General features: G+C 71.9%; 10 protein-coding genes, 1 tRNA gene and 1 other RNA gene. 4 read left to right on the top strand and 8 right to left on the bottom strand.

What is annotated here, in order from left to right:
* Window positions 1-74: 74 nt before the first annotated feature.
* The 6 genes from H1D33_RS25235 to ffs form a co-directional block, all read right to left on the bottom strand.
* Window positions 75-1745, bottom strand: a complete 1671-nt coding sequence (locus tag H1D33_RS25235) for an ABC transporter substrate-binding protein (RefSeq protein ID WP_220138739.1) — start codon at window positions 1743-1745, stop codon at window positions 75-77.
* Window positions 1746-1930: 185 nt separating this feature from the next.
* Complete coding sequence (gene recR, locus H1D33_RS25230) at window positions 1931-2524, bottom strand: recombination mediator RecR (RefSeq protein ID WP_181570810.1); 594 nt, start codon at window positions 2522-2524, stop codon at window positions 1931-1933.
* 8 nt (window positions 2525-2532) lie between these two features.
* A complete protein-coding gene (locus tag H1D33_RS25225) occupies window positions 2533-2841 on the bottom strand; it encodes a YbaB/EbfC family nucleoid-associated protein (protein ID WP_220138762.1) in 309 nt (102 codons plus the stop codon).
* A gap of 152 nt (window positions 2842-2993) precedes the next feature.
* On the bottom strand, window positions 2994-4298 hold the full coding sequence (locus tag H1D33_RS25220; RefSeq protein WP_220138740.1) for a TolB family protein: 1305 nt from the start codon (window positions 4296-4298) through the stop codon (window positions 2994-2996).
* A 143-nt stretch (window positions 4299-4441) separates the two neighbouring features.
* On the bottom strand, window positions 4442-7195 hold the full coding sequence (locus H1D33_RS25215) for a DNA polymerase III subunit gamma and tau (RefSeq protein WP_181570812.1): 2754 nt from the start codon (window positions 7193-7195) through the stop codon (window positions 4442-4444).
* Window positions 7196-7303: 108 nt separating this feature from the next.
* Window positions 7304-7393: signal recognition particle sRNA small type (ffs, locus tag H1D33_RS25210), an RNA gene on the bottom strand.
* Between the two features lie 81 nt (window positions 7394-7474).
* Between ffs and H1D33_RS25205 the strand changes: the two genes are divergently transcribed.
* The 4 genes from H1D33_RS25205 (at window position 7475) to H1D33_RS25190 (ending at window position 11301) form a co-directional block, all read left to right on the top strand.
* A tRNA-Ser gene (locus H1D33_RS25205) sits at window positions 7475-7559 on the top strand.
* A gap of 567 nt (window positions 7560-8126) precedes the next feature.
* Complete coding sequence (locus H1D33_RS25200) at window positions 8127-8639, top strand: hypothetical protein (protein ID WP_181570813.1); 513 nt, start codon at window positions 8127-8129, stop codon at window positions 8637-8639.
* A 306-nt stretch (window positions 8640-8945) separates the two neighbouring features.
* Window positions 8946-10721 (top strand): glycosyl hydrolase, encoded by a 1776-nt coding sequence (locus tag H1D33_RS25195; protein WP_181570814.1) that lies wholly within the window; start codon window positions 8946-8948, stop codon window positions 10719-10721.
* Window positions 10722-10791: 70 nt separating this feature from the next.
* Window positions 10792-11301, top strand: a complete 510-nt coding sequence (locus tag H1D33_RS25190) for an NUDIX domain-containing protein (protein WP_181570815.1) — start codon at window positions 10792-10794, stop codon at window positions 11299-11301.
* Between the two features lie 2 nt (window positions 11302-11303).
* Here H1D33_RS25190 and H1D33_RS25185 read toward each other — a convergent pair whose 3' ends face one another.
* Together H1D33_RS25185 and H1D33_RS25180 are read right to left on the bottom strand one after the other, a co-directional pair.
* A complete protein-coding gene (locus tag H1D33_RS25185) occupies window positions 11304-11948 on the bottom strand; it encodes a response regulator transcription factor (RefSeq protein ID WP_181570816.1) in 645 nt (214 codons plus the stop codon).
* A gap of 14 nt (window positions 11949-11962) precedes the next feature.
* Entirely contained in the window at window positions 11963-13288 is a 1326-nt protein-coding gene (locus H1D33_RS25180; RefSeq protein WP_181570817.1) for a sensor histidine kinase, read from the bottom strand.
* Window positions 13289-13301 lie beyond the last annotated feature (13 nt).

Genomic DNA, 13301 nt, shown 5'->3' with positions numbered 1-13301 from the left:
GCGGGTCGGCCCGGGCCGGGAGCGAGTGCCCGGCCCGGGCCGATTCCGCGTGTGGCGTCAGCGGTGGAGCCGCCTCAGCCGACGCTGACGGTGTTGAACCGCTCGTCGGTCAGCGGGCTGGCGACGAGACCCTTGACGTCCTTGGTGACCACGATGGCCGGCGGGGCGTGCCAGACCGGCACGGCCGGCAGCCACTTGGTGGCGATGTCGCGGTTGACCTGCTCCCAGGCGGCCTTCTTGCCGGCCTCGTCGACCGTGGCGTCGGCCTTGGTGATGGCGTCGAACATCTCGGTCATGCCCTGGTCGCCGAACTCGACCTTGCCGCGGCCGAAGAACGTGCCGACGAAGTTGCCCGGGTCGTTGTAGTCACCGGTCCAGCCGAGCAGGTGCAGGTCGTGCTTGCCGAACTGCTGCACGTCGTCCTTGTAGCCACCGTTCCACGGGCGGGCCACACCGTTGACCGTGATGCCGACGGCCTTCAGGTCGTTGGCGAGAACGGTGAAGATCTCCTGCGGGTTCGGCATGTACGGCCGGGACACGTCGGTGGGGTAGAAGAAGTTGAGGGTCAACTTCTCCGCGCCCGCCTCCTTGAGAAGCTGCTTGGCCTTCTCCGGGTTGTAGTCGTACTTCTGCACGTCCGGCGCGTAGCCGAGCACGGTGTCCGGCATGAACTGGTCGGCGACCTTGGTGCCACCCGGGCCCTTGGTCTGGACGAGCTGCTGGCGGTTGAGTGCGTACGCGATCGCCTGCCGGACCCGGAGGTCCTTCAGCTTCGGGTTCTTCTGGTTGATGCCCAGGTAGAGGATGTTGAACGCCGGACGGTCGAGGACCTGGAAGCCCTCGCCGGCGAGCGCCTTCCGGTCGGCCGGGGCCGGGAAGTCGATGCCCTGGACGGTGCCCGCCTTCAGCTCCTGCTTCCGGGTGTTCTCGTCCTTGATGATCTTGATGATCAGCTTGTCGACCTTGGCCTTCTCGCCCCAGTAGTCGGGGTTCCGGTCCAGGGTGATCTCACCCTTGGCCTTGTCCCAACCCGCGAACTTGAACGGGCCGGTGCCCACCGGGTGCTCGTTGGCGAACGCGCTGTACTCGAACGAGTCGCCGTTCTGCTTCACCGCGTCGGCGTCGTACTTCTTCAGCGCCTCGGGGCTGGCGATCGACAGCGCGGTCAGCGCGAAGGCACCCGGGAAGGCGCCCTTGTACTGGTTCATCGTGACGACGGCGGTGCCGTCGTCCTTCGCCTCGCACTTGTTGTAGACCGGCTGGCCGACGCCCTCGGCCTCGTTCTTGGCGAAGCCGCCGAACGTGTCCGAGTAGTAGATCATCTGCGACTGGGCGGCGGCGCCCTTCATGTTGAACCAGCGGTCGAAGTTGAAGCAGACCGCGGCGGCGTTGAAGTCGGTGCCGTCGTGGAACTTCACGCCCTTGCGGAGCTTGAAGGTCCAGACCTTGCCGTCCGGGTCGTGCTCCCAGCTCTCCGCCAGGGCACCCTGCAGCTCGGCGGTGCCGGGCTTGTTCTGCACGAGGGTGTCGTACATCTGGCGGATCGGCCGGAACGACTCACCGTCGTCGTTGAAGATCGGGTCGAAGTTCTTCGGGTCCCCGGCACCGGCGAAGACGAAGGTGCCGCCGGTCTTGGCGTCACCGCCGCCCTCTTCACGGTCGCTCTTCGCGCAACCGGACGCACCGACCGCCAGGGCGGCCGCGGCCGCGAGGGCCATGGCCGTTTTCAGCCTGCTCGCCTGCATCTCTCACCTCTGTCATGCACATGTGTCCACGCCGAGCTGTGACTCAGTCCGTGAGCGGGAGGTTATGGCATGTCACACAGAAGAGGAACGGGCGAAGGGCAATCGCTATCAAGCCGACACCTTCCGAGGCCGGCTCGCACGACGGTCCGGCGGTGGGCACGCCGCCCACCACCGGACCGGGGAACTCAGACCGCCCGGCGTCCCTCGAAGGCACGGCCCAGCGTGATCTCGTCGGCGTACTCCAGGTCGCCGCCGACCGGCAGGCCGCTGGCCAGCCGGGTCACCGCGATCCCCATCGGCTTGACCATCAGCGCCAGGTAGGTCGCGGTCGCCTCGCCCTCGGTGTTCGGGTCGGTGGCGAGGATCAGCTCGCGGATCTCGCCACCGCTCAACCGGGTCATCAGCTCGCGGATCCGCAGGTTGTCCGGGCCGATGCCCTCCAGCGGATTGATCGCGCCGCCGAGCACGTGGTAGCGCCCACGGAACTCGCCGGTCCGCTCGATCGCCACCACGTCCTTCGGCTCCTCGACCACGCAGAGCACCTCGTCGGTACGCCGTGGGTCGCGGCAGATCCGACACTGCTCGGACTCGGCCACGTTGTAACAGGTCGTGCAGAACCGGACCAGGTCCTTGACCTTGCGCAGCGCGCCGGCCAGCCGGTTGACGTCGGCCGGATCCGCCGACAGGACGTGGAACGCGATCCGCTGGGCGCTCTTCGGGCCCACGCCCGGCAGCCGACCCAGCTCGTCGATCAGGTCCTGGATGGCACCCTCGTACATCTGCCGGCTCAGAAACCGGGCAGGCCGAGGCCGCCCATCCCGCCCGCGACCGGGCCCATCTTCTTCTCGGTCAGCTCCCGGGCCGCCTCGGCGGCGTTGTGCACGGCCGCGACGACCAGATCCTCCAGGGTCTCCACGTCCTCCGGGTCGACCGCCTTCGGGTCGATCTTGATCCCCTTCAGCTCACCGGTGCCGGCGACGGTGGCCGTCACCAGGCCACCGCCCGCGGTCCCGGTCAGCTCCGCCTCGGCCAGCTCGGCCTGGGCGTTGGCGATCTGCTGCTGCATCTTCTGCGCCTGCTTCAGCATCTGCTGCATGTTGGGCTGTCCACCTGGGCGCACGGGCCGCTCCTTCTCGCACTCGTCTGCTCGGCCGCCGCTCAGCCTATCCGCTGTGAGCAGTCGGTCCCGCACGGCAGCCCGCCCGCCGGTCCGTGCCGCGATCACCAGGGCTGCGGGCGACCGCCGGATCAGCCGGCGTCGGCGACGAAGACGTCGAGCATGCCGTTGGTGTCGCCGGGCACCAGGTTCGACGCGTACGAGGTGAACGACACGTACCGCCCCCGGTGGTCGATCGAGGGATCGTTGCTGAAGCTGTCGGCCTGGGCACCCTCGGCCGAGACGCTCAGCCGGGTGGTCGTCCCGGTCCGCCACCGGGCCAGGAAGACGTCCTCGGCCCCGTTGGTGTCCCCCGGCACCAGGTTGGACGACCCCGAGACGAACGCGACCCCCCTCCCGTCGCCGCTGATCGCGGGCTGGCTGCTGCTGCGATTGCCCTGGACGCCGCCGGCGGTCAGGCTCACCCGACGGGTCACGCCGGCGGCCAGGTCCCGGACGAAGACGTCCTCGACGCCGTTGGTGTCGCCCGGCACCAGGTTCGACGACCAGGAACTGAACGCGGCGAACCGGCCGTCGGCACTGATCGCCGGACCGCTGCTCACACCGTCGCCCTGCTCCCCGGTGGAGGAGACGCTGATCCGGGAGGTGACCGCCCGCCACCGGTCGCGCAGGAAGATGTCCGGTGCGTCGTTGGTGTCGCCGGGCACCAGGTTCGACGCCGTCGACAGAAAGACCACCCACCGGCCGTCGCCGCTGATCGTCGACGACGAGAAACCGCTCAGGCCGTTGGCCTGGCCGCCCGCGGCGGGGACGCTGACCCGGCTGGTGGTGCCGTGCAGCAGGTCCCGGACGAACAGGTCGGCGAACCCGTTGGTGTCCCCCGGCACCAGATTGCTGGCGAACGAGCTGAAGGCGACGTACCGGCCGTCCTGGCTGATGCTCGGCACGGTGCTGTCGCCGTTGCCCTGCCCACCGCCGGCGGGCACGCTCACCCGGACGGTGGTGGACGCGACCCGGTCCCGGACGAAGACGTCGATCACGCCGTTGGTGTCTCCCGGCACCAGGTTCGACGCCGCCGAGATGAAGGCGACGTACCGGCCGGTGCCACTGATCGCCGGGCCGGTGCTGTAGGCGTCGCCCTCGACGCCGGCGCTGGAGACGCTGACCCGGCTGGTGGTCGCCGTCGCCCGGTCCCGGACGAAGACGTCGTCGACGCCGTTGGTGTCGCCCGGCACCAGGTTCGACGCGCGGGAGGCGAAGGAGACGTAGCGCCCGGTGCGCGACGAGCTGCTGCTGGAGCTGCGCTCGTTCGCCTGGGCCTGGTCGCTGGAGACGCTGATCCGGGTCGTCGTCGGATCGGGTTGGCGCGCCGGGGCGGCACCCGAGGGCGCGGGCGCCAGCGCTGCGGTCAGGGACAGGGTGGCCCCGAGAACCACCCTCGCTGGAACAATTCCCACTTTGCTCACCGAAACCTTCGAACGGCATCAAACCGACATCGATGGTCACCGGGCAAGCGCTCCAGCGTCAAGCCTCTGAGCAGGAAGAACGTCTATTGAACAGGGTGGTGTGCGGAATGCGGCTACCGCGCGTCCACTTCGCCGATCTGCTCCGCGCCGAACGCCTCGCGGAGCAGCCGTACCGCCTGCTCCTGACTGGACTCGCGCGCGGTCCGCTCGTCGATGACCTCGTCCAGCGGCTCGTCGCCCGGATCGAATCCCTCGAAGTTCGCCGCCGGCGCGGCGCCGGGGCGTCCCGCGCCGCCGCGCACCGGGCCGTCGAAATCTGGATCGTACGGCGGCTCGCCGGCCCAGTCGGCGTCCGCCGTCTTGCGCGCTCCCGCCCCGGTACGCGGACCCCGTCCCGCCGCGGCCGCCCGTGCCGCCGCGATGGCGCTGCTCACCGGCGCACCGGTGGGTGCGGGCGTCGGGGACGCGCCCGGCTGGGCCGCGGTCGCCCGCGCCCCCGGCGCGGTGCCCGCCGCCGACGTGCTGCCCTGCGACGTGCCGTTCGCCGACGCGCCGGCTGCGGACATGCTGCCGTTCCCCGGGGCGCCGGACGCGGACATGCTGCCGTTCCCCGGGGCGCCGGACGCGGATGCGCCGTTCCCGGACGCGCCCCCCGGGCGGGCCGGCTCCGGCCACTCGTCCGCGCCGGCCGCCGCGTCACCCGGTCCAGCCGGCTCCGGCCGCCGGTCCGCCGTCGCGCCACCCGGCCGGGCCGGCTCGGGCCAGTCCTCGGCCTCGTCGGCGTCGGGCGCCGCAGCCGGACCCGACGCGTCGGGTCCGGACGCCGGCCGGCCCGGGCCACCGCGACCATCCTGACCGCGTGACCCGCCCTGGTCACTCTGCCCGCCCTGGCCGCCCACCCTGCCCGGACCGCCCTGGCCGCCGGCGTCGTCGCCCGCGCGTCCGGCATGGGCCGGTTCGGTCGGGCCGTTCCGGTCCGGACGGGTGGGTGAGTCCGCCGGCGGGGAGGTCGGCCGGGCCGTGGCACGCGGCGGACCGCCGAGCGTCGCGCCGCCCCGCTCGCCGGCCACCTCGCAGCGGATCTGCCAGCGACCGCCCAGTTCCTCGTAGAGCGCGTCGGTCAGCACGGCGGCGTGGTCCGCCATCATCTTCGCCAGCACCGTCGACTTCACGGTCAGCACCAGCGTGTCGCCGTCCAGGTCGCGGACCACGGCGTCGCGCATCAGCGCGGCGATCCGCTTGTTGGTCCGGTTGACCTTGCCCACCACCTCCGGCCAGACCCGGCGCACCGCGACCGCGTCCAGCGCGCCCGGGTTCGCCGCGCCGGGGCGGGGCGGCTCGGGCGTGGCCGGGTCGGGCATCACCACCGGCTGCGGACGGCGGACCGCCGCGACCGGCGCCGGGCCGTCGGTAACCGCGGTCGGGCCGGCCGGGACCACACCGGGGACGTCCGGCACGGGACCGACACCTCCGGCGGAGGCACCCGCAGCCGGGTCGGAGCCGGCGACGGGAGCACCCGCAACCGAGCCGGGACCCGCGGCGGGAGCATCCGGAACAGGGGCCGGGCCGGTGTCGGCACCGGTCGGGGTGTCGGCAGCCGCCGGCGTGCCGGCGGTCGACGGGTGGATCGCGGCGGCAGCCGCGCCCGTGGCGGGAGCCGCCGGGCGTACCCCCTGGTCGGGAGCGGCGGGCGGCTCGGCGCCGCCGAGGGTGAGCCGGCGCTCCATCCGCTCCAGGCGCTGGAGCAGGCCACCGGAGGCGTCGTCGACGCCGGGCAGGAGCATCCGGGCGCAGATCAGCTCCAACAGCAGGCGGGGCGCGGTGGTGCCGCGCATCTCCACCAGGCCGTTGTGCACGATGTCGGCGCAGCGCGACAGCGTGGCCGGGCCGAGGCGCTGGGCCTGGGCGGCCATCCGCTCGATCTGGTCGGCCGGACCGTCGATCAGGCCCTTGGCGGCGGCGTCCGGCACCTGCTGGAGCACGATCAGGTCACGCAGCCGCTCCAGCAGGTCGGAGGCGAACCGGCGCGGATCGTGGCCGGCCTCGGCGACCCGGTCGACCGTCGCGTACGCGGCCGCGCCGTCCCCGGCGGCCAGCGCGTCGCACATCTCGTCGATCAGCGCGGAGTCGGTGACGCCGAGCAGCGCGGCGGCCCGGGCGTAGCCGACCCCCTCCGGGCCGGCGCCGGCGATGAGCTGGTCGAGCACGGAGAGGCTGTCCCGCGCGCTGCCGCCACCGGCGCGCACCACGAGCGGGAAGACCGCCGGCTCGACCTTGACGCCCTCGGCCTCGCAGAGCTGCTCCAGATAGGGGCGGAGCACCTTCGGCGGCATCAGCCGGAACGGGTAGTGGTGGGTCCGCGACCTGATCGTGCCGAGGACCTTCTCCGGCTCGGTGGTGGCGAAGATGAACTTGACGTACTCCGGGGGCTCCTCGACCAGCTTGAGCAGGGCGTTGAAGCCGGCCGACGAGACCATGTGCGCCTCGTCGATGACATAGATCTTGAAGCGGCTGCGGGCCGGCGCGAAGAACGCCTTCTCGCGCAGCTCGCGGGCGTCGTCGACACCGCCGTGGCTGGCCGCGTCGATCTCGATGACGTCGATCGAGCCGGCGCCGTCGTTGGCCAGCGAGCGGCACGACTCACACTGGCCGCACGGCTCGGGCGTCGGGCCCTGCTCGCAGTTCAGCGAGCGGGCCAGGATCCGGGCGCTGGAGGTCTTGCCGCAGCCACGGGGGCCGGAGAAGAGGTACGCGTGGTTGAGCCGGCCGCTGCGCAACGCCTGCGACAACGGCTCGGTGACGTGCTCCTGGCCGATGACCTCGGCGAACGTACGGGGCCGGTACTTGCGGTAAAGGGCCAGTGCCACCCGTCCCGCCTCCTCTCGACCGAGCCATTCTGCGCCGGTCGGCCACCGGTGACCACCCACCACCTGAGTGACCTGACCTGCAGCGACCGTACCGGGCCCCGGAGACAGAAAGGCCTCCCGTGCACCCGGCAGAGCTCGCTTATCCTTGCTGCCTTCCGGCCCTGGGGAGGTTCACGAGATACCGCCGCACGGGAGGTGCCGCCAAGCCTACCCGAAGCCGAGTGGATCTTCCGGGAGGGTGGGGTGGCCCGCCGTCGAGGGACCTGTATCCTGGCTCGCGGAGGATTCGCCTAGAGGCCTAGGGCGCACGCTTGGAAAGCGTGTTGGGTTTACACCCTCACGAGTTCGAATCTCGTATCCTCCGCTCGCTTGAGCAGCACGAACGAAGAGGGCCGGCCCCGACGGGGCCGGCCCTCCGTCGTCTCTGGAGTGCGTCGCACCCCCGTCCGGCCGCGCCCGCGCCCGCGCCCGCGCCATCGCCGGGCCGGCGGGCACAGGGCTGCCGACGCGCTTTCCGAGTTGCCGATGACAAGCATTTTCTTGTCATCGACAAGGTTGCGGCGGGTTGATTCGCAGCGAGAGCTTGTCGCCCCTCCGGCGTCGCACAATCTGTGTGACAAACGACGGATCCACTCTTCCACAATGAGCGACGGCACCCGAGATGCGTCCTCGGGTGCCGTCATGCTCCCTACTTTTGGAAGGGCAAGGAGCCACCATGCACATTAGCGATCTGGCACGACCACGGGAAGGCTCCGGCGGCAGCCGGAGACGTCGCGCGGTAAGTGTCCGACAGTTTGTCGTCGCGACCGGCAGTGTCGCGCTCACCGTGTGGGCGTACCAGCGAACCGGGGATCTCACCCTCGCCGCGTTCGCCGGCCCGGTCTGCCACGGGTTCCTCAGCTACTGGCTCGTGGATTGAGCGGGGGACGCGGTGGCGAGCTGGATCGTCCGGCTGGAGTTCCGCAGGACCACCTCGATCCTGGCGGTCTCCCGGGTCAGGAACGCGGCGATGGCCGTCACCTGGAGGTCCGTGGAGACGGCTGCGGGCGCCAATCTGGTGGCCACCCGAAGGTTGGCCGACACAACGTCGACCCGGGTGCTGTCGGAGGCCGCCCGCACGGTCCGGTGGATACAGGCCACCAATGGTTCGGTCGGTGAGCCGACCGCCATCTCCGTGCGCCCGGAGGACGCCCCTCAGCAGGTGCCCGATCTGGTCACGCTCGCCGAGATAGGAAAACTGCTCGGAGTGTCCCGGCAGCGGGCCCAACAACTGTCCCGACAACCGGATTTTCCCCGCCCCCTCGCCAAGACCGGCAGCGGGCCGTTATATGCCCTCTCGGATGCCGAGAATTATTATCGCGTCCGGCAGTTCAGAAAGGGCAGGGATCACCCGGGGGACAGTCCCCCCGACGCTGGTCGCCAACCGGGTGAGGAGCAGATCTGACCGGCGCCCCGCGCCGACGGTGCGGGGCCGGCCCATGTGTCGGCCCCGCACCGTGCCGGCGACCAGCGTCGCCCCCGCGGTATCCGTCTCCCGGAGCCCCCTGGCCGGGGCACCGCGCGTAGAGCCCTTGACCGGTTCACAAGCCTTCCCGTTCGACGGGTGTTCGATGGGGATTGACAAAGTTAACCGGTTAAGAAGACCATCGTGGATATCTTCGCCGGGTCGGACGCCGGAAGGGCAACCGACGGTCCGACCCGTCCGGGCGGCGAGGGCTCCCCGCAACCACCATCCGTACGGGAGTTCCTCATGATCCAGCGCACCCGCACGCGGGCGTGCCTGGCCGGGGCGGCGGCAGCCGTCACCGCGCTGGCCACCGCCCTCGTCACCACGCCACCCGCCCAGGCCGCCGCCGGGGCATGCTCGGTGACCTGGCAGGTCACCAACGAATGGAGCGGCGGCGCCACCACCAACGTCACCATCACCAACACCGGCGCCGCCGTGAACGGCTGGACGCTGGGCTGGGCGTTCCCCGGCAACCAGGTGATCGGCGACATGTGGAACGCCACGAAGACGCAGTCCGGCGCGAACGCCACCGCCACGAACGTCTCCTACAACGCGGGCCTCCCGGCCGGCGGCACGGTCAGCTTCGGCTTCAACGTCACCTACACCGGGTCGAACGCGGCCCCGAGCGCGTTCACGCTCAACGGCGCGAGCTGCGGCGACACCACGCCGCCCAGCCCGACCGGCAGCCCCACGCCGAGCCCGACCGGCAGCCCGAGCCCGAGCCCGACGGCGAGCCCCGACCCGACCACCACACCCAGCGGCAACCTCGCGCTGAACCGGCCGGTCACCGCGTCGTCCACGGAGAGCCCGAACGCCGCCGCCCAGGCGGTCGACGGCAACGGCGGTACGCGCTGGTCCAGCCTCTACGCCGACCCGCAGTGGATCCAGGTCGACCTCGGCGCCACGTACCCGATCAACACGGTGCGGCTGCGCTGGGAGGCCGCCTACGGCAGGGCGTACCAGATCCAGACGTCGACGGACGGCACCACCTGGACCCCGGTGTTCAGCACCACCACCGGCGACGGCGGCACCGACGACGTGACGCCGGCCGGCGCGAGCGGCCGGTACGTGCGGATGTCCGGCACCGCCCGCGGCACCGCCTGGGGCTACTCGCTCTACGAGTTCGAGGTGTACGCGGTGAAGCCGCCCACCCCGCCCGGCCCGGACTGCGGTCAGGCCCCGGCCGACCCGCAGGCGAACTCGAAGGCCCGCAACCTGATCTGCTACCTGCGCACCCACACCTACGTCAGCGGCCAGACCGACCTGCCGGACGCGGACAAGGTGCAGCAACTGACCGGCCGCTACCCGGCGATCGTGGCGTTCGACTTCATGGAGTACACCAAGGGCAGCATCCAGACCCAGCAGGTCATCGACTGGGCGAAGGCGCGCAACGGCATCGTCGCGTTCCAGTGGCACTGGTACTGCCCGCGCGGCGGCAACTACTCCGCGCCGTGCGACTTCCAGCCCGACCTGAGCAACCCGTCGTCCCAGCTCTACAAGGACATCGACCTGGTGGTGCGGGAGCTGAAGAAGATGGGCGACGCCGGCGTGCCGGTGCTGTTCCGCCCGCTGCACGAGGCGAACAACAACTACATGTGGTGGGCGAAGAAGGGCCAGGACGCCTACAAGCAGCTCTGGCGGCTGATCTACCAGCGGGCCCAGCTCGCCGGCGCGCACAACATCGTCTGGGTGTTCAACGGCATGGCCAGCGGCCAGGGCACCTCGCTCGCGTCCTGGTACCCGGGCGACGGCTACGTCGACCTGGTCACCTCCGACTACTTCCAGAGCAGCAGCGACTTCGCCACCACCAAGGCGGTCAGCGGCGCCAAGACCACCGGCGTGGCGGAGACGTTCAGCCCGCTCAACCCGAACTCCGACCCCGCGTGGCCGTACTTCGTGGTCTGGGCGTCGCGCGACTGGAACGGCAGCGGCAAGGACGTGGCCGGGCTGTGGCGCACCGCGATGTCCAACCCGAGGACCATCTCGATCGACCAACTTCCCGACATGTCCGCGTGGTGACGACCTGATCGTCAGGGGGCCGGCCCGTCGAGGGTCCGGCCCCCTTCCGCGTACGCGGAAACTGAACGTCATGGCCGACGAGCGTCCCCTGTACGAGCGAGATCCGGCAGCCTGGCAGGCGCATCTGGCCGAGGGCAACGCCCGGCAACCGCGCAAGCGGGTCGGCGCCGACGTGCTCCTGCGCAACCGGCGCGGCGAGATTTTGCTGGTCAACCCCCGCTACAAGCCGGACTGGGACCTACCGGGCGGCATGGCCGAGGCGAACGAACCCCCACACGTCACCGCCGCCCGGGAATTCCGCGAAGAACTCGGGCTGGAGCTGCGCGTCGGGTCGATGCTGGTGGTGGACTGGGTGGCCCCGCACGGCCCGTGGGACGACAGCCTGATGTTCGTCTTCGACGGCGGCGTGTTGCCGGGCACGGCACACCTTCGGCCGACGGACGGCGAGCTGGCCGAGGCGCGTTTCGTCGCGCTCGACGACGCGCGGGCGCTGCTTCGCCCGTACATCTGGCAGCGGTTGCGTCACGCGGTGGGCGCGCTCGCCGACGGACGCCCGAGGTATCTCGTCGGCGGCGCGTGACGTCAGCCGCGGAGGTGGCGCAGGACGGCCAGGACCCTGCGGTTGTCGGTGTCCGACGACGGCAGGCCCAGCTTGGCGAAGATGTTCGCCACGTGCTTCTCCACCACCCCGGGCGTGATGACCAGCGCCGACGCGATGCCGGCATTCGAGCGCCCCTCGGCCATCAGCGACAGCACCTCGCGCTCCCGTGGGGTCAGCGACGCCACCCCCGTCGTGCGCTGCCCGGCCCGCATCAGGTGGCCGACCACCTCCGGGTCCAGCGCGGTGCCGCCGGACGCCACCCGGGTCAGCGCGTCCACGAAGTCGGCGACGTCGGCGACGCGGTCCTTGAGCAGGTAGCCGACGCCGGTCGGCCGGTCGGCGAGCAGCCGGGTCGCGTACCGGGTCTCCACGTACTGGGAGAAGACCAGCACGCCGACGCCGGGATGGTCGCGCCGGATGTCGATCGCGGCACGCAGCCCTTCGTCGGTGTGCGTCGGTGGCATCCGGATGTCGACCACCGCCACGTCCGGCAGGTGGGCGGCGGTCGCGGAGCGCAGCGCGTCGGCGTCGGCCACCGCGGCGCACACCTCGAAGCCACGGTCGGTGAGCAGCCGGACCAGCCCTTCGCGCATCATCGCGGCGTCCTCCGCGATCACCACCCGCATGCCGTCGCCTCCGTTCACGCCCGTGTGGGCAGGTCGATCTCGACCCTGGTCGGGCCGCCGGTCGGGCTGTGCACGCGCATCCGCCCGTCCACCACGCCGACGCGGCGGGCCAGCCCGGCCAGGCCGGGGCCATCCGGGTCCGCGCCGCCGGCGCCGTCGTCCTGGACGGTCAGCGTCAGGCGCTCACCGGGCCCGACGACGCCGAGCCGGATCCGCGTCGCCCGGCTGTGCTTGGCCGCGTTGGCGAGCAGTTCGGCGGCGCAGAAGTAGGCGATGGTCTCGATCGCGGGCGCCGGCCGGTCGGGCAGGTCGACGGTGACGGTCACCGGGACGGCGCTGCCGGTGGCGAGCGTCGCCAGCGCGTCGCCGAGCCCGTTGTCGAGGACCGGTGGGTGGATCCCGCGCACCAGGTCACGCAGGTCGGCGAGCGCGTCCTTCGCGCCCCGGTGGGCGAGCGCGACCAACTCGCGGGCCTGCGCCAGGTCGGGCGGCGGACCGTCGGCGCCGAGCTTCTCGGTGGCCATGCCGAGGTTCATCGCGAGCGTGGCCAGCCGGATCTGCGCGCCGTCGTGCAGGTCCCGTTCCAGCCGGCGCATCATGCTGGCCGCGTCGTCGATCGCCCGGGCGCGGCTGGCCTGGAGTTCGCGTACCCGTTGGGCGAGTCGGCGCGGGCCGAGCAGCCACCGCATCGCGGCCAGGTCCGGTGCCGTGCCGGCGCGCATCAGCCACGGCGCGACCAGCAGCATGGCCAGTCCGGCGGCGGCGATGAGGAACGTGCCGGCGAACGTCCGCGCGCCGAGGAGGCCGAACGGCGTCAGCGCCCACACCGGGCCGAGGCGGGTGCCGGGCGGGTGGTTGCGGAACAGCGGCCACCACAGCGGGTAGCTGAGGTTGACCGGGCCGAGCAGGTAGCAGAACAGGCCGTACCCCTGGGGGATGGCCAGCGGCACCTTGAGCAGGCCGTAGCCGACGGCGCGCCAGCCGGGCCCGTCGGCGACCAGCGCGCCGATCCGGTGCGACGGCCGCGGTGGCGGGGCATCCACGTGTACGCCGAGCAGCCGGCCGGCGATCCGGCGGTGCACCGCGCCAGTCGCGCGCCCGGCCGGGGCGGCCAGCACGACCAGTAGCGCGACGGTGAGCGGGAACAGCACGAGGAAGATCGGCGCGACGGCCGGCGCGGGTTGCCGGGACGTGCCTCCGGTGGCCCAGAGGATGAGGGCGCCCAGGGCCGGCACCAGCGCCGGCACCGCCAGGACGGCGACCGCGCTGACCACGCCGACCAGGCAGAACGCCGCCCGGCGCAGGGCCGACCCGGTGAACGGGGCGCGCAGCGCGGTCATCGGCCCATTGTCG

Source organism: Micromonospora ferruginea, assembly GCF_013694245.2.
Classification (GTDB): Bacteria; Actinomycetota; Actinomycetes; order Mycobacteriales; family Micromonosporaceae; genus Micromonospora; species Micromonospora robiginosa.
The sequence above is the reverse complement of the archived record's forward strand: the minus strand, read 5'-3'. Positions and strand labels throughout refer to the sequence as shown.